Genomic DNA, 23660 nt, shown 5'->3' on the forward strand with positions numbered 1-23660 from the left:
CTCCCTAATGCACAAGAAAGATGCGAGCGTCGCCGCCATGCATCGGCTGATGATGTTCAAGATATTCGCCCATATCGATCTCAACAGGAAACCGTTGAGAAAGCCGGATCCAGGCAGTCGTCAAGGGAATGTATGGCAATACCCTCAAATCTATATCCATTCTGGACACACCGCGCCCAATAGATCTCACCGTACCTTTATGAATGCGGTAAGGATCACTAGAAACTTGAAACCACACCGTCTGTCCAGGAATGAGACGAGCCGCGTGACGTTCCACCAAATTGGCTATAATTCTCCAGTTCGTGTTCGTGATCAAAGCCAGTTGAGGAATGCCTTGCAGCACATAATTACCCGGGTTAACCGTGTATTCGCTGACCACACCATCGACAGGCGATAAAAGAGACGACTTACGAAGATTATATTGCGTGAGAGCTGTAGCTGATTGAGCCGCCTCATAAGTGGAGCGCATCACCTCAACCAGATGCGTAGCCGCTCTCAAGGCATCACGCGCAGAATCCGTTTCCGCGTTTGCCTCCTCCAACGAGAGCGTAATGTTATCGAGGCGCTGCTGTGTCACAAATCCATTATCGGTCAATTCTTCAAAGCGTTGCTGCTGCGCAGACAGATTAGCAACCTTGGCAACGGCAGCAGTCACAGAAGCTTCCGCAACCTGCACTTCCGCTTCAGACCGGCGGAGACTGGCCAGTGCCTTTGCTTCTTCTGCTCGTGCTTCCTGAACAGCTAAGGCAAAGGGTTCAGGATCAATTTGCAGGAGGAGTTCTCCAGCCCCAATTTTCGTGTTCCGGGCAACTGGCACTTCGGTAACAAACCCAGAGATTTCTGGAGCAACGCGCACAACATCTGCGGAGACATAAGCATCAGCGGTGTAGGTGAAGAAGTAATCTATGATCATATAAGCGCCGATCAAGACGCATGCGCCTATGATCACCTTGATCGGACCACTTATTTGATAAATGCCTCCAGGCACCCTTTATCTCCGCTCACCTGATACTACGCAAAACATAAGTATCGGCGAATTCTTGTTAGACAAACCGGCGTTAAGCACCGGCAAAAGGCGCCCATTTGGAGGCACGAGAAAGCATCGCAAATGAGGGTTTTAAATTCGTGAAAACCATCCCTCTAAATTCAAAGTAGGTAGTAAATACAGTAATTTAACGAAGATTTCCAAAGTGTAAATTTTAAACACACGCTCATTGCAAGCTACGAAACAGAAAGCTAACCAGCTCTCAAAGCTTCCATTGAAAACTGTTCAGTGGATGTGATTGCATCTGTCAATGAGTATGCAGTTTGCGGAAATCAACCCAACACCGAAGAAAGAAAACCAATGGCCCACTTTCGGAAGTCAGTCTCTGCATCATCAACGTTTGCAGCAGTGTTTTTCTTCTTGATAGCCTCATTGGTCTCCGCTCAAGCTGAGCAGATAGATGTTCGAGCAGCAAGTTTCGCACAGACAGGACAACTGGCGACTTTTGGACTTTATAACAACGCAATTATTACCGACCAACTCAACCTTAAACGCATCAACGCAGACTACGTTTTCATGGGGGCAAATCCTAAAGATCCGTTCGAGCTGGTTTCAGGTAGCTGCTTTGGTGGCGCACTCGTGCAGAATTCAAAAATTCAGGGCGGTGGCGTGTGCAGCCTTAAAGACAAAAATGGGGCCCCTTTTGCCATCAGCTTTGAAGTCTCCACGATTGAAGGTGGCAAATATTCCGGGACGTGGGCAATTCTGGGTGGCAGTGAAAAATGGGCCTCCGCTAAGGGCAGCGGTACCTGGAGCCGTTTCCAACTTCCCAACATGCACCTTTCCGTTACTGACTTAAAAGGCGAAGTCACTTTTTAAGGGTTACGCAACAGCACCTCTATCGTGAATAATTTTGCAGGTAGGTCAAAAATTTGGCACTTGCATACTAAAGTACCTGAAGTGTACTTCCAGACATCATTTTATCGCGGTTCTGGCGCAAAAATCGCAAAAATTCGGTGTCCTGATGTTTCCTTTTCACTATGAATCCTGTTAAGCAGCCCGTGACATTTGGCCCCGGCGCACTGCGCCCAAATTTTCTGAGTGTGATGATCCAAAATAGCGTCAAGATCACCCCCGAACTCATTGAGGCCCACGGTCTTAAGGAAGATGAATATGCTCGCATCCTGGAGCTGATTGGCAGAGAGCCAACCTTCACCGAGCTTGGAATTTTCTCCGCAATGTGGAACGAGCATTGCTCCTACAAATCCTCCAAGAAATGGTTGAAGACACTCCCGACCACCGGACCTCGTGTTATTCAGGGACCGGGCGAGAATGCAGGCGTTGTCGACATCGATGACGGGCAAGCAGTCGTCTTTAAGATGGAAAGCCACAACCACCCATCTTACATTGAGCCATATCAAGGCGCAGCAACTGGCGTTGGTGGCATTCTGCGCGACGTGTTCACCATGGGTGCACGTCCGGTCGCAGCCATGAATGCCCTTCGCTTCGGTGAACCAGATCATCCACGTACCCGTCACCTCGTGTCAGGCGTTGTGTCTGGTGTAGGTGGATACGGCAACTCCTTCGGTGTCCCGACAGTGGGCGGTGAAGTTGAGTTCCACAAATCCTACAACGGAAACTGTCTGGTCAACGCATTCGCAGCTGGCCTTGCCGATTCTGACAAGATCTTCCTGTCTGAAGCAAAAGGTGTTGGCCTCCCGGTCGTGTACCTTGGCGCAAAAACAGGACGCGACGGCGTAGGCGGCGCCACAATGGCATCCGCTGAGTTTGACGATTCCATCGACGAGAAGCGTCCAACCGTTCAGGTCGGTGACCCATTCACTGAAAAGTGCCTGATGGAAGCCTGCCTTGAACTGATGAAGACCGGCGCAGTCATCGCCATTCAGGACATGGGCGCGGCTGGCCTAACTTGCTCTGCTGTTGAAATGGGCGCAAAGGGTAACCTCGGCATCGATCTGGATCTCGACAAAGTCCCAGCCCGCGAAGAAAACATGACTGCCTATGAGATGATGCTCTCTGAAAGCCAAGAGCGCATGCTCATGGTTCTTGAGCCATCCAAGGAAAAAGAAGCCGAAGCCATCTTCACCAAGTGGGGACTGGACTTCGCAATCTGCGGTGTAACCACAGATACCCTGCGCTTTGTTGTGAAGCAGCACGGTGAAGTCATGGCTAATCTGCCAATCAAGGAACTTGGCGACGAAGCTCCTGAATATGATCGTCCTTGGACGCAGTGGCCTGAACCAGAAGAAATTGCAGCAGCTAACGTTGAAGAGCCAGCAGACTACAAAGAAGCTCTGCTGAAGCTTATCGGTGGTGCTAACGGATCCTCCCGTCGCTGGGTCTATGAGCAATATGACACCCTTATTCAGGGCAATTCTGCAGCAACTCCGGGCGGTGACGCTGGCGTAATCCGCGTGGACGGAACAGACAAGGGTCTGGCATTCTCCGTAGACGTGAACCCACGCTATTGCTACGCAAACCCATATGAAGGCGGCAAGCAGGCAGTTGCAGAAACCTACCGCAACCTGTCTGCAGTTGGGTCCCTTCCGCTGGCGATCACCGACAACCTGAACTTCGGCAATCCCGAAAAGCCTGAGATCATGGGCCAGTTCGTTGGCTGCTTGAAAGGCATCGGTGAAGCATGCGAAGTGCTGGAAACTCCGATCGTCTCCGGTAACGTGTCTTTGTACAACGAAACCTACGGCGAAGGCATTCTGCCAACACCTGCAATCGGCGGCGTTGGCCTGCTCAAAGACGTGACCAAGCGCGTTGGCAGTGCATTCGTTAGCACTGGTGAAACCATCATCGTGCTCGGTGGCAAAGGCAAACACCTCGGTTCATCTCAGTACCTGCAGGAAGTTCTGGGCAGCGATGAAGGTGCCCCTCCTTCAGTGGATCTGGAAGTTGAGAAGCTCACCGGAACGTTCGTACGTGAAGCCATCACCACGGACCGCATCACAGCAGCTCACGACATTTCATCTGGCGGCCTAGCTGTTGCTCTTGCGGAAATGGCCATCAAAGGCAAGCTCGGCGCTGCTGTAAAAATTACCGGCGAACATCCTCATGCCATTCTGTTTGGCGAAGATCAAAGTCGCTATATTGTGACTGTGGCAGAGGAAAAGCTCGCTGCCTTCTTGGAAGATGCGATCGACGCTGGTATCAGCACGGAAGAAATCGGTAAGACTGGAGGTGATACTCTTGTTCTTGGTGATAAAATCAGTGCGTCAGTTGAAGAGCTGAACAATGCTTTCGAGGGATGGTTCCCGTATTTTATGCAGGCGAGCTGATACTCGTCCACCGAACTGCTAAACTGAGTTCTAAATAAGATTCGCTTCCCTCCTCATTTGGATGAGGGAAGCAGCCAAACAGAAGTAACCCAGTCGGGCAAGGAGGCATACCCATGGCCATGGACGCAGGCGAACTACAAAACCTTATCAAAGAGGCTTTGCCAGACGCACACGTGGAAATCAGAGATCTGGCAGGTGACGGCGATCATTACGCCGCTGTCGTTATCTCAGAGAGTTTCCGCGGCAAATCCCGCGTACAGCAGCACCAGTTGGTGTATCAGGCTCTTAAGGGTAAAATGGGCGACGATTTGCACGCATTGGCGTTGCAGACCACTGCTCCGGAATAACAAAACTAAGGCAGTGCGACCTTTCTCTTGCATTATCCCTGCAAGTTCCCATATGAGTGCCGCACTACGAACAATATACAATCACGGTCACCGGGCTTTGACCCCGGTCGAGCGAAAGGAACTCGACGACATGAGCGATATCCAAAGCTGGATCAAAAACGAAGTAGAAAACAACGATGTAGTGCTCTTTATGAAAGGCACTCCAAACTTCCCACAGTGTGGCTTCTCCGGCCAGTCTGTGCAGATTTTGGATTACATCGGCGTAAAATACGTCGGTCATAACGTTCTGGAAGACGATAGCCTCCGTCAGGGCATCAAAGATTATAGCCAGTGGCCAACAATCCCACAGCTCTACGTCAAAGGCGAGTTCGTTGGTGGCTGTGATATTATCCGTGAAATGTTCCAGTCTCAGGAACTTCAGGCTTTGTTCTCAGAAAAAGGCATCGAGATCGCACCAGCTGCGTAAGTCTCTGCTGAACATAAAATTCATAAAACGGGCCTTCGCATGGAGGCCCGTTTTTTGTTGTCAGGCATTTGAAAACCATTAGGTTATTCTGCAAGCATTCCTCCAAAGCAGGCAGCATATGTTTAAGACCATTGTTTTCGATTTGGATGGCACTATTTGCCACCACAAAGCATCCTACTCCAAAATGTTCTTTGAAATTTTTGGTGAGCAGTTCAACAAGCACAGCGACACTTGGCTACGCCACATGCTGCACAATGGCGAGCACACCGGGTTGGAGGCTGTGCAGTCGTGTTTCCCAGACATGCAGGCTGACGAACAGGGGCACGCGCTGGCAACGTTCACCCAGAGGTGGGCGGAGGCACAAGCTCCTTTCTCTGGCATTTTTGAAGCAATCGCACTTTTGAAGGCAAACTTTGACTGTCAGATTGGTGTCATGACCAATGGCCCTTCAGGTTTCCAATGGGCTGTCATGAGCAAGCTTGGAGTTCGGGATCACGTCGACTTTGCGTACGCCAGTGGTGATACATTCCCGGCGGAATGCAAACCAAGCGTGTCCCTTCTTCGCAAGCTTGAGAACAAACACGACTTTATCGCGGAAACAGCTCTGTTCATTGGCGATAATCTGGAAAAAGACATCAAGCCTGCCCGCGAAGCAGGTTGGAGTGCCCTCCATGTTGCTCCCCACGATCGAAAAGCAGATGCCCTGCCCCTCAACAGCTTCACAGAAGCAATAGCGCAGGCAGAGTGCTTAGAGGTTAACTGGAGCAGTCTGACCGCTTAACCTTCCTGAACGCTGAATGAACACGCCTCTCAGAGCTCTCTCACATTCCCCTTGCTAAAACAGTCTCATCAACAGTTCATCGGGGGATGAGAGATGCAAGTTTATCTGAGAGTTTTGCTCCTAGGCGTAATCACAGGCACCACGATGGGTGCAGTCGCCGCAGCTATTACGCCAACCACGAAGGAAGAGTTGGCTCGCTACGAGTGCAACCACATAACCGTTTTCCAAAAGCCGTCTCTACTGAACGGCCCTGACGCCTGTAAGTACTATGGGGGGGTGAAGTGAGAACTCAGCTGCACTCATACTGCTGCTTCACCACGGTGATAACACCGTCTCGTAAGTTAAAGCGCTCAGTCAGCTTGCTACAGCGATCACACAGTGGAACAATCTGGGCCCGACTACCGCTCAGCCATCTCAGGTGTGATCCTTGGGTGGGTTTTTTATGACAATCTGCATTGCTGCATGTAGATGGCCAGTCACGTTTTGAATGCCTGATCCAGTGCAACTTCCAGGAACCGCACTGACAGGATTGATCAGCAGTATCTCTCTGCTTTTTCCATCCAATACCGTTCAAGCCATCAATGACCATATTCATAGTTACCTCCAATGCCTTTCGTGGAAAATTCACATCGAGAAACCAAAAAAATATCGCCACGTTAAACCGCGGCTTGATCGCTGAAATTCTGTCTTAACTCAACTTTAGTTACAGGGTCTGGATACAATCTTTATTGAATAGGTAAAATCGCGCAGTTTCTGCAATTATTTCTTGCAGTTTACGTATTTTTATTACCTAACAAGAATTTAAAATACCACAGGGAATCTCCGGCAACACTGAAAATCAAACACCATTGATACGGCGAAACTGGTTGATTTGCTCAGACATTTCTTCTGGAGATTGCTTGTAGGTGCCTGGCAGCACCCCATCAACACCCAATCCACGCACGGCTTGAGCATAGGGAAATTTTCGTTTCCCCTTCAAATCCAACACAACGCGTTTGGCTAGTTTAAACCCCATAAAGCTGAGTTGCTTTACATCCACACTCTCAATCTCATTCCAGGCCAGTCTACGCTTGATGAGAGCACGGTGATAAACAATTCCGCCTTTTCCAATCTCGGTATAATTGAGCGAAGGAAGATGAAAGATGCAAGCAGTGCCAAGTGCAATGGTAATGCCAATCAGAAAGAACGTGGTGATGCTTATGCCAAACACCTCTTCAAGCAACGGAGAGAGATCTGCAAATCCTCGCAACTGTGAGAACAACACAAACATCAGCGCAGTAAAGACGTTCTGCAAAACCAAAGCCGTGTTACGTGCCCAAAATCGAAGTGGTGTCATGTCTCTATCCAATCCAACCGATCAATCTATCGGAAAAAAGCAAAAACCGCTCCATCAAAGGATGCAGCGGTTTAGAATTACAGCAGTTAAGCCAAATGACTAAAACTCATTGCCAAACAGTTTCTCAGTCATCGCAGCAGCAGCGGAGCAAGGTTCCTGATCACTCTCTCCCTGCTCACCCGTATTAGGACGCAGGCCAACAAAATCAAACGCCTGTGCATCATGTAAATGAGATGGACGCACATGCGCCAGAGCCCGAGCCATAATGCCCAGCCGACCCGGCGTCTCCTTCTCCCACTGTTGCAACATCTTCTTCACCTGAACACGCTGCAAGCCATCCTGTGAGCCACACAGGTTACAAGGAATGATTGGGAAATCCATTGCCTTGGAGAACTTCTCGATATCCGCTTCAGAGGAGTTCATCAGCGGACGCAGCACCATCAGGTCACCTTCATCATTCACCAGCTTTGGCGGCATCGACGCCATGCGGCCACCAAAGAACATGTTCATCATAAAGGTTTCCAAAGCATCGTCCCGGTGATGCCCCAACACAATTGCCTCACAGCCCAGCTCACGCGCAGTACGATATAAAATACCGCGGCGCAGGCGAGAGCACAGGGAACAATAAGTAGACGTTTCAGGCAGCTTGTCGGTCACAATGCCGTAGGTGTTCTCGCGCACAATCTTGTTCGGGATCTGGTAGCGCTCAAAGAACTCGGGCAGGATGTGTTGCGGGAAATCCGGCTGGGACTGGTCAAGATTGCAGGCGATCAGGTCAACAGGAAGAAGACCGCGCCACTTCAGATCCATCAGAACAGCAAGCAGAGTGTAGCTGTCTTTACCGCCAGAAAGGCAGATCAGCCATTTGGTTTTCTCCGGGCTCGCCCCATCCAGAACCATCTTATAGTCAGAAATTGCCTGACGAGTTTCACGCAGCAACCGTTTACGCAGTTTTTTGAACTCAACCGAACTTGGCACCTCACGGAAAAGTGGATGACACTTTGAATCGAAACTCTTGTCCTCAGCAGCTGTATCAGTGGCGTGTTCTGCGCTTAACTGGCTCATGGCGTTATCTTATCTTCACTCGTTCTCAATCAAACAATGGCGAATGCAATATGCTGCGGGAGGAATAACACCACCAAAAGAAAAGGGCCACCCAAAGGGCAGCCCAAATCAAATTCTTCAGGATCAAACCTATTAGCGGGAATAGAATTCCACAACCAGGTTTGGTTCCATCTGAACTGGGTAAGGCACGTCGCCAAAAGCAGGAACACGAGCAAATGTCGCGGTCAGCTTGTTGGTGTCAACGTCAAGGTAGTCAGGAACGTCGCGCTCAGCGGACTGTACTGCTTCCAGTACGATTGCCAGCTGCTTGGACTTTTCACGAACTTCAATAACGTCACCAGGCTTACACATGTAAGAACCGATGTTTACGCGGCGACCATTTACGTTCACATGACCGTGGTTGATGAACTGACGAGCAGCAAACACAGTGAGAACGAATTTTGCGCGGTAAACAACTGCGTCAAGACGGCACTCGAGAAGACCGATAAGGTTTTCAGAAGTATCACCGCGCTGACGGGAAGCTTCATCATAAGTCTTACGGAACTGTTTCTCAGAGATGTTGCCGTAGTAGCCTTTCAGCTTCTGCTTAGCGCGCAGCTGCACACCAAAGTCAGAAAGCTTACCCTTACGACGCTGACCGTGCTGGCCTGGGCCATATTCACGACGGTTCGCAGGGCTTTTAGGACGACCCCAGATGTTTTCACCCATCCGACGGTCTAGTTTATACTTGGCGCTCTGGCGCTTAGACATCGCAGTTTCCTTAGCGTTTATCTGTAATTTTAAAGGAAACGCGCCCTCCTTTTCCTTCACAAACCCAAAGGCTCATAAAGATTGACAGCGGTCCTGGCAAATAGCGCATGCCGAACCACACGGGTGCGTAAAATCAAGCCGGCTCCATAGGAACCGCCATGAACAGCGCATTCCTATTGAAATTGCACGCAAGAGTCAACGGAATATGACAGCAAACAGCTGAGAAATAAGAGCACTATCAATAGCGCCTTTGCGCTTCTTCGCCGCGCTCTTTGCTCCAGATCGTAGCATCAACACCATCTGCAAGTTCAGGATGTTCGGCAATATCAAACATAGGTTCCTTCCCTTCCTTAAGCTGTTTAATGTAATCCTTGGTAATCAAGGACACTTTTGGCGCTAGAAGCACAATCGCAATCAGGTTGATTGTGGCCATCACAGCCATAGCGGCATCCGCTGCGTTGAATACAGTATCGACTGTCTGCAAAGTACCCCAAAACACCATTGCCAGCGAAAGAACACGAAGGATTGTGAGCCCCGGCTTCCAGCCATGCTCCAGATAAATCATGGCATTTTCCGCATAAGAATAGTTCGCCACAATCGAGGTGAATGCAAAGAACAAGATCGCAACAGCGATGAAGTAGACACCAAAGTCACCCACATGCGCCTCTGCCGCAGATTGTGTCAGCGATATTCCCGTCACACCAGTTGTCGGATCATAGATACCGGAGAGCAGGATAATCAATGCGGTCGCAGTACAGATCACGATCGTATCAATGAAAACACCCAGCGCCTGCACAAAGCCCTGTGAGGCAGGATGATGCGGATCAGGAACAGCTGACGCGGCAATGTTTGGCGCAGACCCCATGCCAGCTTCGTTGGAGTATAGACCACGGCGGACACCGTTCAGCAGCGCTGCCATCACACCACCAGATATCCCGCCAACCGCTTCTTCAAGGCCGAAGGCATGCGCGACGATACTCCACAGAACACCGGGCACTTCTTCGTAATTCGCAGCCAGAATACCAAACGCGATCACCACATAAGCAATCGCCATAAACGGAACGACGACCTCAGCAAAGTGAGCGATCTTCCGCAGGCCACCAAAGATGACCAGCCCAGCGGCTAAAACGAGCACAACACCAGTGACGATTTCCGGCATATCAAATGCACTGTTCATAGCATCTGCAATGGAGTTGGACTGCACGGCGGAGAACACAATGCCAAAAGCAAAAATCAAAGCAATTGCAAAGATATGGCCAAGCAATTTGCTTTTAAGACCAGCTGCCATGTAAACCGCCGGACCACCGCGAAACTGACCGTCGTCATCTTCAACCTTATAAAGCTGGGCCAACGCGCTTTCTGCATAAGCCGTCGCCATGCCAACCAAAGCAACCATCCACATCCAGAAGATTGCCCCCGGTCCGCCCAGCGTCAGCGCCACAGCAACCCCTGCGATGTTGCCAGTACCAACACGGGACGCCAGACTGGTACACAAGGCCTGAAACGGGCTAATCCCGTTGCGATCTTCATGCCTCGATTTGAGAAGAACACTGAAACACTGCCCAAAATAACGAAACTGGATAAAGCCCAATCGGAACGTGAAAAACACACCAACGGCAAGCAAGCCATAAAGCAGAACGTAATTCCAGAGGATGGTATTGGTGTAATCGACGACAGTATTGATGATATCCAAGGCTTCGACTCCAGCAAATGCGCAGGTGCCGACTGGGTATCAAAACAAATTCAAGATCCGCCTAGAACAACCAATTAAATAAGAGAGGATTTAAGCCAAGGCGGGCAACACTCCAGCAACCTATACGCTACGAGAGAGAACCTCAGCTGGTCAGGAAAAACAGATCCTCAAACCCAGTCGCTACAGATTCCGGCTCCACGACCTGAACCAGCCGTTTGGCAATCGCAGGCGCTGGATCAATCCACGTCACCGGCCAGGGAGCCACCTGCTCCATTTCTTCCTGCAAAAAAGGATAGTGCGTGCATCCAAGCACGATGCAGTCGGTACGCTGACCGATTTTCTCGACAAAGCAAGGAGCAATTTCCTGCTGCAAGCGATCAAGGTCAACAGTGCGGCCTACCAGCTTGTCTTCTGCAAGTGCAGCAAGACCCGTCGCCCCAACAAGAGCGATATGGTGCTCAGGCGCAAACTCTATGATCAAGCCCTGCGTGTAGTCACGCTTCACAGTCCCTGGCGTGGCAAGCACTGCAAAAACGCCGCTTTGTGTTTGTTCTGCAGCAGGCTTAATTGCAGGAACCGTCCCAACCACAGGAACGCTCATAATCTCTCGCAAGCTCTTGAGTACAAGCGTCGAGGCCGTATTGCAAGCCACCACTACCGCACTTGGCTGCCAAGCCTCACTGACTGATGCAACCAATGCGCAGATGTGCTCACGCAGTGCCGCCGCATCCCAGTCGCCATAGGGGAAAGCAGCACGATCCGCCAGATACAGCAATGCAGCGTCAGGAAGCATTCGCTTGATCTCACGCTGCACAGACAGCCCCCCGACACCACTATCCAACACCAACACACGACCAAACGTATCCGCCCGCATATGCATTTGCTGAAATGGAACGACAGGGGAGCCGGTCAGCATCAATCTTTGTCCTTCACGCCATATTTCTCAAAGCAGGAAATCACACCACGCATGATACGCACTTCATTTTCGGTGAGATCTGCTTTCTGAAAGATGTTGCGCAGCCTACGAATTGTTACTGGCTTCTTTTCAATAGGTCGGAAGAACCCGCGAGAATCTAGCCCTGCTTCTAGATGCTCAAACATTCGTTGAATGGACTCTTGTGTTGCCAGCTCTCCATCATAATCGTCCAAGGAGAAAGGCAGTGCACCTGCTGTAGCCACACGGCGCCATTCATAGGCACATACCAGAACAGCCTGGGCAATATTCAAGGACGCATAGGTTGGATCAACCGGAAGGGTCACAATCTTATTTGCAAGCGCCACCTCGTCATTGTTCAGGCCCCAGCGTTCTCGGCCAAACATATAACCGGACGGGATCCCGCGCACGCCCTGAGCAACACTCTCAGTCGCAGCCTCATCAGGTCCCACAACAGATTTTGGAATATCACGGCTACGTGCGGTCGTTGCAAAAACGAGTTTCAGATCGGCAACAGCTTCTTCAACGCTATCGAAAACTCGTGCTGCATCAATAACATGATGTGCCCGGCTGGAAGCTGAGCGTGCTTTTTCACTCGGCCAACCGTCGCGTGGATTGATCAGGCGCAGGTCGTGCAGACCAAAATTGGCCATAGCACGAGCAACCATACCGATGTTTTCGCCAAGTTGAGGTTCACAGAGAACGACAACAGGAGGAATGGCATTGTTTGTTTCAGGAGTGCTTTCAGACATGCGGATCCTCTAGCCGATCACACTGGAAATTACCAGAGCCGTTTTACCTTGATGCAGTCTCAGAAAACGCAAACTCCTATCAGAATAAGCCTGTCGTTTTCCCTCGGCGATAAGTCACCACCCGCACCTCAGTCACATGATATGGCGTAGGAACTCTGACCAATCACCTAAAGAGGGTAAAATTCGGCGAATTCAATCAAGAGTAAAGCTGTGTTTTGCTGTTACCTAGAGTGTTAGCCGTTTCAATGCAGCCTCTGAATGGCATGACCCTCTACGAAGGAGACCCCGATGACAATGTCTGGACAAGAACCCAACGCAGGTGGCACCCCGCCTACAAATGTCCCGGACCTCACGCAGTTAGTGCGTGACAACTGGTTGAAGTTTCTGGTGCTCGGAGTATTGATGGTGATTGGTGGTACGATTGTGTTGGTCATACCATACGCGTCCTCCATCGCAGTAGCACTGGTAATTGGATTGGTTCTGATAGTCGTCGGGGTTCTTCAACTCTGGCACGCCATGCAGGTAAAAGAATGGGGAGGCTTCCTCGGACAATCACTGATTGGAATCATAGCACTGGTTGGTGGAGTAGCAATCTATTATAACCCTGTCGCCGGAACAGGAGCACTGACACTCGTGCTCTCTGCTGTCTTCATAGCGCAAGGCATCGCGCAGGTGTTGTTCTCATTCCGTTTGCGACCTCACGCCAGTTGGGGCTGGATTCTGGCCTCTGGTATCATAGCAATGGCAGCCGGCTTGATGATCCTGCTCGACTTCCCTGCTTCAACCGCTTGGGCTCTGGGCCTTGTGGCCGGCATTTCCATCATGTTCAATGGCTGGAGTTATGTGGCCATCGCACTGGCCGCGCACAAGAAAGCATAGAGCGCTTCGGTTGAGAACTTCATTGCGAAAGTGAACTCAGAAAGACAGCGTGCCGCGCAATCTAAAAATGAGCGCGGCACAGTTTTGTAATCAGTAGGCCTGCATCTGCCATTCTTTGATGGCATCCAACGGATAAACCAGCATGATCACATTGAGTGTGAGGTTATCCCTGATGATCGCCCCAACAATCAACTCCATGGCAAGAATGAGCACAACAGACAGCCAAACTGGTAACCGTGAAGCAAGCCAAAACCCGAAAATCATCCAGATGATATCAAACACGGAGTTCAGAACACTGTCGCCAAAGTAATCAAGGGCGATAGTCGCTTCGCGGTAACGATTGATGATGTAGCTGGAGTTCTCGACAAGCTCCCAGGTCGCCTCAACAATAACCGATAGAACCAACCGAAAGCCCATAGGCCAACCTGCCCCATCCGTAAAGAGACGGCCCATCCACCAGAACAAAGCATAAAACAGCATGCCGTGGATGATGTGAGACGGTGTGTACCAATCAGAGATGTGCTGGCTACTATCAGCACTGTTGGCAGTGCCCGCCCAAAGTTTGATCACCCCACATTTGCAGATTGGTTCCCGCCCCATAGCAAGAAGGATAGCGGCAGTCGCAATTAGCAACAGAACGGTGATCAAAGCATAGTGCTTGTTGTTCAAACGGTTGAGCATCAATCAAACTTTCAAAATGAGCAGGACCTTCAAACAAGCCTGCCTATATAAGCAACGCCTAAATCAACCAACGAAAACTGCAAGAAACGTGAGTTGAATTAAGTCAGTAAAGTGCAGCTAAAAGAACAATGTGGCAAAAAGAAAAGGCTCAGAGAACCCCTGAGCCTTTTCCAAAACTATGTTGCCGCCAGCTGTCAGCACGGCTTTCCAAAGATCACGGAAGCGTTCACCCCGCCAAAACCAAAGCCATTGGACATGACGTATTTCAGGTCTTTCTCTTTGGACGCATTCGCCACCAGATCAAACTGAGAAGCCTCATCATCAGGCTCTTCCAGATTCAGTGTCGGAGGAAGCACACCTTCCCGCAGTGCCATAATAGAAGCGATTGCCTCAAGAGCACCGGCAGCTCCCAAAAGGTGCCCCGTCGCAGACTTGGTTGAAGAAACAGCCAGATCTTTCCCACGATCTCCAAACACAGCCTGAATGCCTGCAATTTCTGCAGCGTCCCCAACTGGTGTGGATGTACTGTGGGCATTGATATAATCAATATCGTCAGGATTAATCCCTGCCTGCTTCAAGGCCTTGCGCATCGCAGCTTGCCCACCTGCGCCATCCGGAGGAGAAGCTGTCACATGGTGGGCATCAGCTGACGTGCCATACCCCAGGATCTCAGCAAGCGGTGTCGCACCGCGAGCAAGGGCATGCTCAAGCGTCTCAATCACCAACATCGCAGCCCCCTCACCCATGACAAATCCATCACGGTTTTTGTCAAAGGGACGAGAAGCTTTGCTAGGCTCATCATTAAACCCGCTCGACAGAGCACGGGCTGCAGAAAAGCCAGCGAATGAGACAGCATCAATACAAGCCTCAGCACCACCAGCAAGGGCGACACTTGCCTCACCACTCCTGATCATGCGCACCGCATCACCAATGGCCTGCACACTGGCAGCACATGCGGTCACCGGCGTTCCCAACGGCCCTTTAAACCCATTAGCAATCGAAACCTGACCCGCTGCAAGGTTCGCCAGAAAGCTCGGCACAATGAACGGCGACAATCGCCGCGGACCTTTGGTCTCCACAGTGCGTGTAGCTCCGGTCATAGCTGGAAAACCACCAACCCCGGATGCAATGATCGTCGCAGTACTTTCCTTCTCTTCGTCCGTTTCAGGACGCCAGCCAGCCTGTTCAACGGCTTCCTTGGCTGCAACCAGAGCATAATGGATAAATAAGTCCATCTTCTTCTGGTCTTTAAAAGGAATAGCAACACTGGCATCAAAGCCAAATTCATCTTCGTCGATGGTTGGAACCTGTCCTGCCACCTGACAAGCATGCTCGCTTCCATCAAATCTGGTAAGAGCGCGAATACCACTTTCAGAAGCTACCAGTCTCTTCCAAAACGGGTTGATCCCAACACCTAGGGGCGAAACAACCCCCATACCGGTTACAACAATCCGCATCTTCCCTTACTCCTAAGTCAAAGAACGCAGGAACCGACTCCTGCGCGCTCTACAAAATGCTCGCGTCCCAATTATGACGCCATCAGGTTGCCAGAGTAATTGGATATGTTTTGAGAGTTAAGAACAAACTGCACAATTGCAACTCATAGTGGATAACATCTTGGGATTGCGGAGTAATCAGTTTTTGCGCCCTAAGCAGAATGATCGACAATCCACTCGAAAAGGAGAAAGGTCTGACAAGATTATGGGCAGCAACTCACACCACGCATGAGAGCAAATATAGTTGAAATTGCAGTTTGTTAGCAAACACCACTTCTGTGCAGCATACGAATTTGGTATTACAAGCCAACCGAGCTAGCATTTCCACTGGCATTAAATTGCGCACATGTGTATACACATGGCAATTCGAGCCGCTTCAGGCTCCATTTTCATGTACCTAAAAACACGAGGTCTACTAATATGGCGAAGATCAAGGTAGCAAATCCAGTCGTCGAGCTCGACGGCGATGAGATGACTCGCATCATTTGGCAGTTCATCAAGGACAAGCTGATCCATCCTTACCTGGACATCGATCTGAAGTACTACGACCTCGGCATTGAGTCCCGCGACGCAACAGACGATCAGATCACTGTTGATGCTGCAAACGCAATCAAAGAACACGGCGTTGGCGTTAAGTGTGCAACCATCACTCCAGATGAAGCACGCGTTGAAGAATTCGACCTGAAGCGCATGTACCGCTCTCCAAACGGCACCATCCGTAACATCCTGGGTGGCGTTATCTTCCGCGAGCCAATCATCATGTCCAACGTTCCACGTCTGGTTCCAGGCTGGACACAGCCAATCATCGTTGGCCGTCACGCATATGGTGATCAGTACCGCGCGACTGACTTCAAATTCCCTGGCAAAGGCAAGCTGTCTATCAAATTCGTTGGTGACGACGGCGCTGAGATTGAACACGAAGTATTCGATGCTCCTTCAGCCGGTATCGCAATGGCGATGTACAACCTGGATGATTCCATCCGCGACTTCGCCCGTGCTTCCATGAACTATGCTCTTGGCCGTAAGGTACCTTGCTACCTGTCCACCAAGAACACCATCCTCAAAGTATACGATGGTCGCTTCAAAGACATCTTCCAGGAAATCTATGACGCTGAGTTCAAAGAGAAGTACGAAGCAGAAAAAATCTGGTACGAGCACCGTCTCATCGATGACATGGTTGCTGCATCCATGAAGTGGTCCGGTGGTTACGTTTGGGCTTGTAAGAACTACGACGGCGACGTTCAGTCCGACACCGTTGCACAGGGCTTCGGTTCCCTTGGCCTGATGACTTCCGTTCTCATGTCACCAGACGGCAAAACCGTTGAAGCAGAAGCTGCACACGGCACAGTGACCCGTCACTTCCGTCAGCATGAAAAAGGTGAAGACACTTCCACAAACTCCATCGCATCTATCTTTGCATGGACCCGTGGCCTGGCTCACCGCGCAAAACTCGACAACAACGCTGAGCTGAAGAAGTTTGCTGAAACTCTTGAGCAGGTATGTATCGATACAGTTGAAAGCGGTCACATGACCAAAGATCTGGCTCTTCTCGTAGGTCCAGAACAGAAGTGGCTCACCACAACTGGCTTCCTCGACAAAGTCGACGAAAACCTTCAGAAAGCTATGGCTGCTGCATAAGTACTGCCAAAGCGCTGATTTATGAAAAGGGTGCCTCCGGGCACCCTTTTTTGTGGGCGAAACAATTGCGCAGGCCAGTCAGCCAAACCGATTGAAATTCCAGTACTCCCTTTAAATCAAGGGAGCCCCGAACAATGCATCCTTCACGAATACGGCCCTACCGTAATCAAAAAGGATCCAGACGATGAAACCACAACTCTTACTGTTCCTGCTCGGCGCGGGATTGGCAAACTTTGCACAAGCTCAGGATAATGACGCCATAACCGCCAAGAAAATTGGCCCATACTTCCAGCTGGAAATACAAACTACAGTCTCGTCTGGTGAAAAAAAGAGCTCGATCTTTGTGATGGATACAGGATCAACCGGCATCGTTGGCTCTGCAGGCTTTTTTATTCCCACAGCTGAAGAGCAGGTAAGTTCCACCTGCACCACCCTGTCCTACTCCAGCTCAGGGAACACCTATGCTGGATACATAATCAATCGCGATCTCTCGTTTGGAACGCCCGGCAAGGTCCCTACAAAACACCTCAAAAACTTTCCGGTCTTTGCCGCCGTACAGCACTGCCCAAATAGTAAGAACAAGCCCACCTGCTCAAAGTCCCCCGCACCCACTTGCAATCTCAACCCTAAGGTTTTCATGATGGGTGTTGGTTTTGACAGTCCTCATAGCATTTCCCAGGTGGATGCAGATCAAGCCACTCCCGCAAATCCATTTCTTAACCTGGTCGACGACAATGGCGTCTCTTTTGAGAACCAGAATTACGCCCTCACAAGCACGCACTCAAACAGCAGCAGTCTTGATGTCTATCTGGCATCCCCTCAAAACCCACTCCCCAATCTGGGCAAAACACTCACGCTTCCACTATCTACGTCACCAACAAATCCAACGGCTTTGGTGGCACCTGTCCTCCCCTTTGCAATCACAAGCAAGTCCAACGGCGAGGTCGTTTATCCGCCAACCGGTCCCCAACCAGCCCGCGTTCTCCCGGATACAGGTATTTCATATGGCATAGTCTCAGTAGCTGAAAACACGCCCCCGTGTTGTACTGCCAGCCCTAACAGCGGACCGATTGAAACGTCAGACTATGAGATGCAGCTTTACGTAAATGAGCAAAGCAAAGAGCCTCTGGTGACACTAAGCTACGGGAGCAATCAAGCTCTCGGCCACTCAGCCAGATGGTCCTTAGGGTACAAGGATGTTAGTGCGATGCTATTTAACAGCGGCCAGCTGTTTTTTGAGCACTGCAATTACTTCTACTGCCCCGCGGATAAGCAAGTGACCCTAAGCTGCGCTTCAGGAAAATAAGGCTAACAGGGAGCGGAACAGCAGCTCTGACGCTCCCTGACGAACAGACCAACCAGATCTCAACATGCCTCTGCCTGATTACCGCAAAGTTCCTAGGGACTTCACCGGCACCTTGATGCCGAAATCTTGAGTACGCCAAAACAACGCCTAAGTGAGAACACATTAGGCTTTCAACCTATGCGGACGGTCTCTGTTTCCAACCCGGCGCCTCTTATGTTTAAAAAGATTGTCCTGCTGCTCCTCCTCGTCTTTGCCGGGGTCTACCTCTTCAACGCCTCATGGCTTTCAAGCCAACCCTTATCCGGCAAAACTAGGTTCATTGCTCATCGCGGTGTCCACCAAACCTATCATCGCAACGAGCTGACCAGTCAGACTTGCACCGCAGAACGCATTGACACGCCTTCTCATTCCTATCTGGAAAACACAATTGCCTCTATGAAAGCTGCGTTTGAAGCTGGCGCAGATATTGTGGAGCTGGATGTACACCCGACAGCAGACAGCAAACTCGCCGTCTTTCATGATTGGACACTGGACTGCCGCACCAATGGCCTAGGCATCACCAGATCTCATTCACTTGCAAAGCTCAAAGCTCTGGACATCGGCTATGGCTACACTGCAGACGGCGGAAAAACCTATCCATTGAGAGGAACCGGCATAGGTGCCTTACCAGAACTCGAGGAGGTGTTCCGCGCCCTCCCCGGCAAGAAGTTCCTGATCAACTTCAAGGAGAAAGAACTACGCTCGGCAGAACTCCTTCAAGAGAAACTCAGCAGGCATCCGGAATGGAAGAAGCAAATCTGGGGTGTCTATGGAGCTGCCGCCCCCACCTGGAGCATTGCAGATAGCACCGAGGAAATCGTAGGCTTCGACAAACGCCAAACCAAAGCCTGCCTAAAAACATACGTCGCTCTCGGCTGGAGTGGATATGTTCCACATGATTGCAGAGGCACCGTCATTGGTGTTCCCTCAAATTACACATGGGCTGTGTGGGGCTGGCCACATAAATTCCAACAAAGGCTCAAGGAATATGGCAGCGAGGTCATCGCATCCGGCCCATTCACATTACAGGGTATCGGTGGCGGCATAGACACACCGGAACAACTTGCTGCGGTGCCTGATAATTTCTATGGATACATCTGGACCGACAAGATCGAAGTTCTTGCGCCATACATCCAAGGCCAGATTACGAAGTAAACTCCACATCCGTATGATGACTCTTCCGTTCATCAATAGCTTCATCAATGATCTTCTTCGCTATAGCCGGTTTACGGTCCATGAAGCGGCGCAGGTCTTCCATTTTGAGGACCATGAGCTGAACGGGTGTTCGCGCAACAGCGCTGGCCGTTCGCTTGCGGTGAGCAAACAACGATGCCTCGCCAAAATGCTCACCCTCACCATGTAAAATACGGTGGTCAGCAAACACTTCTTCCACTTCACCAGATGCAATTAGGTAAAGGCTGTCTCCATCCTCGCCCTTCTCACATATGGTCTGTCCAGCAGGTACACTGTGCGAATGTAAAAGCTCCGTCACTGCAGCGATCTCAATCGCAGACAGACGCTCCAACAGCGGTATGGTGGCCACCATACCCCAGGTGATCACAAAGTCTCTGCTATGGATCTCACGCGCAAACGCAGTGCCAACAATTCCAACTGGCAGCGCAAACAGGCAGTACCCCATCAACATCACCAGACTGGCGATGGTTTTACCCATCGCTGTGACAGGCACAACATCACCATAACCAACCGTAGTGAGAGTTGAAAACGCCCACCACAATGCGCTTGGAATGGTACCAAAATGCTCCGGCTGCGCGGCATGTTCAACGCTGTAAAGCAGCGTTGCAGACACGAGAGCAACGCCGAAAATCAGCACCAGACTGCCAACAATCGCCCTCTGCTCAGCAACCACTGCAGAAATAAGAGAGCGAACAGCAGGCGAGTATCGCGCGATCTTCAAGAACCGCAACAGACGCAAAATAACAAGCGATTTCCAACTGATACTGGTGAAGAACAGCGAAAGCCAGAAGGGCAGCACAGCCACAAAATCAACCAGCGAGAGCGGCTGCATCGCATAAACAGCACGTGCTTTGAGCGGACCATATTTCCTCAAAGGAGGATGCAGGTCTGAAACCCAAAGCCCCAATAAATATTCAACGGCAAAGATTGAGCCAGCAATGAAATCCAGCAAAAAGATCTGCCAGACATACACCTCTCCGATGCTCGGCTCCGTCTCAAGGACAGCAAGTCCCACATTCACAACAATAAAAATTATGAGAATCGCATCAATCTGCTTGGCAAGCCGGTTACCGGCACTGCTGCGCTCCAGCAAATTATAAACTTTCAACTTGATGGAGTGTACCACCAACGCCCCCAATAAAGTTCTCGGGCACTTGAAGAAACAGATAAAGCAATCCCAACAGCAATGAACCTCCCTTCACCATTTTACAGGCCCACGCAAACCGCAAAAAGAGGCACCCAGCGAAAGTAACTGGCAAAAAATAAAGGGGAGATTAAATCCCCCCTTTGCAACTCTTAGATCTTTGGTTCGGTATTAAAGCGTTTCAAGGTGAGCCTTAATCGCAGCAATCGCCTCATCAGCCTTGCTTGCATCCGGGCCACCAGCCTGCGCCATGTCCGGACGGCCACCGCCACCACGACCACCAAGAGCAGCAGAACCAATGCGAACAAGCTCAACCGCACTGGCTGTCTCACTCACATCCTTAGTCGAGCCAACAACGATCGCAGCTTTTCCATCTTCCGCTTTGCTGATCAGCACAACAACACCGGAACCAATCGCAGTCTTGCCTTCATCGGCAACAGACTTGAGATCCTTCGGATTGATGCCTTCAAGAACACGAGCCATAAGCTTGAACTTACCCGCTTCAGTAACACCGGCATCCCCATCGGAGCTGCCACCGCCCATCGCAAGTTTCTTCTTCGCATCCGTCAGTTCACGCTCAAGCTTCTTGCGCTCATCCAGCAAGCTTGCAATACGAGCAGGAACGTCAGCTGCAGCAACCTTAAGCAAACCAGCACTCTCACGCATCAGCGCATCCTGCTCAGCCAGATACTTACGTGCTTCATCACCAGTAAGTGCTTCAATACGGCGAACACCAGCAGCAACAGCACCTTCAGAAACAACAGTCACAAGACCGATGTCACCAGTGCGCTTCACATGCGTACCACCGCAAAGTTCCACAGAGTAAGACTTTCCGGCTTTCTCGCCAGTAGTCGCCGTACCCATGGAAACCACACGGACTTCATCGCCATACTTCTCACCGAACAGAGCCATCGCGCCAGCTTCGATCGCCTCATCAACTTCCATCAAAGAAGTCTCAACTGCACCGTTTTGCAGCACGATCTCGTTGGCCAGAGCCTCAACCCGTACCGTTTCTTCAGCGCTGACAGGCTTTGGATGCGAAAAGTCAAAACGCAGACGTTCTGGCGTAACCAAAGAGCCCTTCTGAGCAACGTGAGTACCAAGCACTTCACGCAATGCTTCGTGAACCAGGTGCGTTGCGGAGTGGTTGGAACGAATAGCACTGCGGCGAGAATGGTCAACAACCAACTCAAGCGCATCGTCCACCTTAACTTCACCGCTCTCAACACGAACAAAATGGACGAACAGACCGTCAGCTTTCTTCTGCGTGTTGGTGACAGCAAGGGAAACACCATCTGCAACCATGGTACCACAGTCGCCAACCTGACCACCGGATTCGCCATAAAACGGCGTCTGGTTAAGGATCAAAGACCCTTCTTCACCCTGCTTCAGAGAAGTAACTTCTTCACCATCCTTCACAAGGTTCAAAACAACGCCTTCTGCCTTCTCAGTCTCATAACCGAGGAACTCAGTCGCGCCTGCTTTCTCCTTAATGGAGAACCAGATCGCATCGGTTGCAGCATCGCCGGAGCCTGACCACGCCGCACGCGCTTCAGCACGCTGGCGCTCCATAGCAGTATTGAACCCATCGGTATCAACCGCAATCTCACGGCTACGCAATGCATCCTGTGTCAGATCGAGCGGGAAGCCGAAGGTGTCATAAAGCTTAAACGCTGTTTCACCATCAAGCTGATCACCAGAACCCAGAGAACTGGTTGCATCTTCCAGCAGGCCAAGACCGCGCTCAAGAGTTTTGATGAAACGCTTTTCTTCCAGCTGAACAGTCTCTTCAATAAGCTTTTCAGCACGTGGAAGCTCAGGGAACGCCTGCCCCATTTCACGCACAAGTGTCGGCAGCATCTTGAAGATAACCGGCTCTTGCGCACCCAAAAGGTTTGCATGGCGCATCGCACGGCGCATGATGCGGCGCAGAACGTAACCACGACCTTCATTGGAAGGCAGAACACCGTCAGCAATCAGGAAGGCCATGGACCGCAAGTGATCTGCAATCACTCGGTGGCTCGCCTGTGCTTTGCCAACAGCTTCAACACCGGTGAGATGCTCAGAGCTCGCAATCAGAGCCTTGAAGAGATCGATCTCGTAGTTGTTATGTACGCCCTGCATAATCGCAGCAAAACGCTCAAGACCCATGCCAGTATCGATGGATGGACGCGGCAGATCGATACGCTTTTCTGGCAGCTGCTCGTACTGCATGAACACGAGATTCCAAATCTCGATAAAGCGATCACCATCTTCCTCAGGAGATCCTGGAGGGCCACCCCAGATATGTTCGCCGTGATCGTAGAAGATCTCGGAGCATGGGCCACAAGGACCGGTATCACCCATGGCCCAGAAGTTGTCTGAAGTTGGGATGCGGATGATTTTCTCATCAGCAAAGCCAGTCAACTTCTTCCAGATCTTGAATGCTTCTTCATCCTCGGAATAAACGGTGATCAACAGCTTGTCAGCCGGCAGCCCGTATTCTTTGGTGATCAGATTCCATGCCAGCTCAATAGCGTTTTCCTTGAAGTAATCTCCAAAGGAAAAGTTGCCCAGCATTTCAAAGAAGGTGTGATGGCGCGCAGTGTAGCCAACATTGTCCAGATCGTTGTGCTTACCGCCAGCGCGGACACATTTTTGCGAAGATGTTGCACGCACGTAATCCCGTTTTTCCAAACCGGTGAATACGTTCTTGAATGGCACCATACCCGCATTTGTAAACATCAATGTCGGATCATTGCGTGGCACCAGTGGACTGGAAGGAACAACTTCGTGTCCGTTCTTTGCAAAGTAGTCGAGAAAAGCCGACCGAATTTCGTTGACGCCACTCATAGGTATTGATGTCCGTCTCGTTTTCTAGTGGGCA

Annotated in this window: 21 protein-coding genes; 10 read left to right on the plus strand and 11 right to left on the minus strand. The window is 50.7% G+C overall.

Annotated elements, in window-relative coordinates; genetic code table 11:
• Positions 1-4: 4 nt before the first annotated feature.
• Complete coding sequence (locus tag PsAD37_RS22715) at positions 5-988, minus strand: HlyD family secretion protein (protein WP_208992030.1); 984 nt, start codon at positions 986-988, stop codon at positions 5-7.
• A 285-nt stretch (positions 989-1273) separates the two neighbouring features.
• Here PsAD37_RS22715 and PsAD37_RS22720 point away from each other — a divergent pair, with 285 nt between their 5' ends.
• From PsAD37_RS22720 to PsAD37_RS22745, 6 genes are all read left to right on the plus strand, one after another.
• Positions 1274-1864, plus strand: a complete 591-nt coding sequence (locus PsAD37_RS22720) for a hypothetical protein (protein ID WP_208992031.1) — start codon at positions 1274-1276, stop codon at positions 1862-1864.
• Positions 1865-2088: 224 nt separating this feature from the next.
• Positions 2089-4293 carry a phosphoribosylformylglycinamidine synthase subunit PurL gene (gene purL, locus PsAD37_RS22725; RefSeq protein WP_063298055.1) on the plus strand — a complete coding sequence of 735 codons (2205 nt, stop codon included), beginning with the start codon at positions 2089-2091 and terminating at the stop codon, positions 4291-4293.
• 113 nt (positions 4294-4406) lie between these two features.
• The gene (locus PsAD37_RS22730) at positions 4407-4640 is read left to right on the plus strand and encodes a BolA family protein (protein ID WP_063298029.1); all 234 of its coding nucleotides are present in this window, start codon (positions 4407-4409) and stop codon (positions 4638-4640) included.
• Between the two features lie 130 nt (positions 4641-4770).
• Positions 4771-5106 (plus strand): Grx4 family monothiol glutaredoxin, encoded by a 336-nt coding sequence (gene grxD / locus PsAD37_RS22735; protein WP_063292763.1) that lies wholly within the window; start codon positions 4771-4773, stop codon positions 5104-5106.
• A gap of 118 nt (positions 5107-5224) precedes the next feature.
• A complete protein-coding gene (locus PsAD37_RS22740; protein ID WP_063298030.1) occupies positions 5225-5887 on the plus strand; it encodes an HAD family hydrolase in 663 nt (220 codons plus the stop codon).
• Positions 5888-5980: 93 nt separating this feature from the next.
• Entirely contained in the window at positions 5981-6172 is a 192-nt protein-coding gene (locus PsAD37_RS22745) for a hypothetical protein (protein ID WP_063298031.1), read from the plus strand.
• A 553-nt stretch (positions 6173-6725) separates the two neighbouring features.
• On the opposite strand, the gene PsAD37_RS22750 is transcribed toward PsAD37_RS22745, so the two are convergent.
• The 6 genes from PsAD37_RS22750 to PsAD37_RS22775 form a co-directional block, all read right to left on the minus strand.
• Positions 6726-7223, minus strand: a complete 498-nt coding sequence (locus tag PsAD37_RS22750) for a hypothetical protein (RefSeq protein WP_063298032.1) — start codon at positions 7221-7223, stop codon at positions 6726-6728.
• 99 nt (positions 7224-7322) lie between these two features.
• Positions 7323-8288, minus strand: a complete 966-nt coding sequence (gene ttcA / locus PsAD37_RS22755; RefSeq protein WP_063298033.1) for a tRNA 2-thiocytidine(32) synthetase TtcA — start codon at positions 8286-8288, stop codon at positions 7323-7325.
• A gap of 132 nt (positions 8289-8420) precedes the next feature.
• Positions 8421-9038 carry a 30S ribosomal protein S4 gene (gene rpsD / locus PsAD37_RS22760; protein WP_057462588.1) on the minus strand — a complete coding sequence of 206 codons (618 nt, stop codon included), beginning with the start codon at positions 9036-9038 and terminating at the stop codon, positions 8421-8423.
• A 238-nt stretch (positions 9039-9276) separates the two neighbouring features.
• Positions 9277-10722 (minus strand): sodium:alanine symporter family protein, encoded by a 1446-nt coding sequence (locus tag PsAD37_RS22765; protein WP_193757778.1) that lies wholly within the window; start codon positions 10720-10722, stop codon positions 9277-9279.
• A gap of 151 nt (positions 10723-10873) precedes the next feature.
• The gene (gene murI, locus PsAD37_RS22770; RefSeq protein WP_370446628.1) at positions 10874-11611 is read right to left on the minus strand and encodes a glutamate racemase; all 738 of its coding nucleotides are present in this window, start codon (positions 11609-11611) and stop codon (positions 10874-10876) included.
• A gap of 35 nt (positions 11612-11646) precedes the next feature.
• Positions 11647-12417, minus strand: a complete 771-nt coding sequence (locus PsAD37_RS22775) for an RNA methyltransferase (protein WP_063298035.1) — start codon at positions 12415-12417, stop codon at positions 11647-11649.
• Positions 12418-12705: 288 nt separating this feature from the next.
• On the opposite strand from PsAD37_RS22775, the gene PsAD37_RS22780 reads away from it, so the two are divergent.
• Positions 12706-13296: an HdeD family acid-resistance protein gene (locus tag PsAD37_RS22780; RefSeq protein ID WP_208992032.1), complete on the plus strand. Its 591-nt coding sequence runs from the start codon at positions 12706-12708 to the stop codon at positions 13294-13296.
• 90 nt (positions 13297-13386) lie between these two features.
• Here the strand turns inward: PsAD37_RS22780 and PsAD37_RS22785 are convergent, their stop codons facing one another.
• Together PsAD37_RS22785 and fabF are read right to left on the minus strand one after the other, a co-directional pair.
• On the minus strand, positions 13387-13977 hold the full coding sequence (locus PsAD37_RS22785; RefSeq protein ID WP_063298036.1) for a DUF2585 family protein: 591 nt from the start codon (positions 13975-13977) through the stop codon (positions 13387-13389).
• 194 nt (positions 13978-14171) lie between these two features.
• Positions 14172-15434, minus strand: a complete 1263-nt coding sequence (gene fabF / locus PsAD37_RS22790; RefSeq protein WP_063298037.1) for a beta-ketoacyl-ACP synthase II — start codon at positions 15432-15434, stop codon at positions 14172-14174.
• 459 nt (positions 15435-15893) lie between these two features.
• Between fabF and PsAD37_RS22795 the strand changes: the two genes are divergently transcribed.
• The 3 genes from PsAD37_RS22795 to PsAD37_RS22805 all read left to right on the plus strand — a co-directional run bounded on the left by PsAD37_RS22795 (position 15894) and on the right by PsAD37_RS22805 (position 19611).
• Positions 15894-17111, plus strand: a complete 1218-nt coding sequence (locus tag PsAD37_RS22795; RefSeq protein WP_063298038.1) for an NADP-dependent isocitrate dehydrogenase — start codon at positions 15894-15896, stop codon at positions 17109-17111.
• 184 nt (positions 17112-17295) lie between these two features.
• The gene (locus tag PsAD37_RS22800) at positions 17296-18417 is read left to right on the plus strand and encodes a hypothetical protein (protein WP_063298039.1); all 1122 of its coding nucleotides are present in this window, start codon (positions 17296-17298) and stop codon (positions 18415-18417) included.
• A 213-nt stretch (positions 18418-18630) separates the two neighbouring features.
• The gene (locus PsAD37_RS22805; protein WP_063298057.1) at positions 18631-19611 is read left to right on the plus strand and encodes a glycerophosphodiester phosphodiesterase family protein; all 981 of its coding nucleotides are present in this window, start codon (positions 18631-18633) and stop codon (positions 19609-19611) included.
• Here the strand turns inward: PsAD37_RS22805 and PsAD37_RS22810 are convergent.
• Positions 19601-20776: a cyclic nucleotide-gated ion channel gene (locus PsAD37_RS22810; RefSeq protein ID WP_063298040.1), complete on the minus strand. Its 1176-nt coding sequence runs from the start codon at positions 20774-20776 to the stop codon at positions 19601-19603. The genes PsAD37_RS22805 and PsAD37_RS22810 overlap by 11 nt on opposite strands.
• A 189-nt stretch (positions 20777-20965) precedes the next feature.
• Positions 20966-23626, minus strand: a complete 2661-nt coding sequence (gene alaS, locus PsAD37_RS22815) for an alanine--tRNA ligase (protein ID WP_063289591.1) — start codon at positions 23624-23626, stop codon at positions 20966-20968.
• Between the last annotated feature and the right edge of the window lie 34 nt (positions 23627-23660).

The sequence above is a fragment of the Pseudovibrio sp. Ad37 genome (genome assembly GCF_001623075.1).
Taxonomy (GTDB): Bacteria; Pseudomonadota; Alphaproteobacteria; order Rhizobiales; family Stappiaceae; genus Pseudovibrio.

What these genes read in the sequence shown, in the direction of transcription:
- PsAD37_RS22730 (WP_063298029.1), top strand. Translation starts at nt 4,407, where the DNA reads ATGGCCATGGACGCAGGCGAACTACAAAACCTTATCAAAGAGGCTTTG.
- grxD (WP_063292763.1), top strand. Translation starts at nt 4,771, where the DNA reads ATGAGCGATATCCAAAGCTGGATCAAAAACGAAGTAGAAAACAACGAT.
- PsAD37_RS22740 (WP_063298030.1), top strand. Translation starts at nt 5,225, where the DNA reads ATGTTTAAGACCATTGTTTTCGATTTGGATGGCACTATTTGCCACCAC.
- PsAD37_RS22745 (WP_063298031.1), top strand. Translation starts at nt 5,981, where the DNA reads ATGCAAGTTTATCTGAGAGTTTTGCTCCTAGGCGTAATCACAGGCACC.
- PsAD37_RS22750 (WP_063298032.1), bottom strand. Translation starts at nt 7,223, where the DNA reads ATGACACCACTTCGATTTTGGGCACGTAACACGGCTTTGGTTTTGCAG.
- ttcA (WP_063298033.1), bottom strand. Translation starts at nt 8,288, where the DNA reads ATGAGCCAGTTAAGCGCAGAACACGCCACTGATACAGCTGCTGAGGAC.
- rpsD (WP_057462588.1), bottom strand. Translation starts at nt 9,038, where the DNA reads ATGTCTAAGCGCCAGAGCGCCAAGTATAAACTAGACCGTCGGATGGGT.
- murI (WP_370446628.1), bottom strand. Translation starts at nt 11,611, where the DNA reads ATGCATATGCGGGCGGATACGTTTGGTCGTGTGTTGGTGTTGGATAGT.
- PsAD37_RS22775 (WP_063298035.1), bottom strand. Translation starts at nt 12,417, where the DNA reads ATGTCTGAAAGCACTCCTGAAACAAACAATGCCATTCCTCCTGTTGTC.
- PsAD37_RS22780 (WP_208992032.1), top strand. Translation starts at nt 12,706, where the DNA reads ATGACAATGTCTGGACAAGAACCCAACGCAGGTGGCACCCCGCCTACA.
- PsAD37_RS22785 (WP_063298036.1), bottom strand. Translation starts at nt 13,977, where the DNA reads ATGCTCAACCGTTTGAACAACAAGCACTATGCTTTGATCACCGTTCTG.
- fabF (WP_063298037.1), bottom strand. Translation starts at nt 15,434, where the DNA reads ATGCGGATTGTTGTAACCGGTATGGGGGTTGTTTCGCCCCTAGGTGTT.
- PsAD37_RS22795 (WP_063298038.1), top strand. Translation starts at nt 15,894, where the DNA reads ATGGCGAAGATCAAGGTAGCAAATCCAGTCGTCGAGCTCGACGGCGAT.
- PsAD37_RS22800 (WP_063298039.1), top strand. Translation starts at nt 17,296, where the DNA reads ATGAAACCACAACTCTTACTGTTCCTGCTCGGCGCGGGATTGGCAAAC.
- PsAD37_RS22805 (WP_063298057.1), top strand. Translation starts at nt 18,631, where the DNA reads ATGTTTAAAAAGATTGTCCTGCTGCTCCTCCTCGTCTTTGCCGGGGTC.
- alaS (WP_063289591.1), bottom strand. Translation starts at nt 23,626, where the DNA reads ATGAGTGGCGTCAACGAAATTCGGTCGGCTTTTCTCGACTACTTTGCA.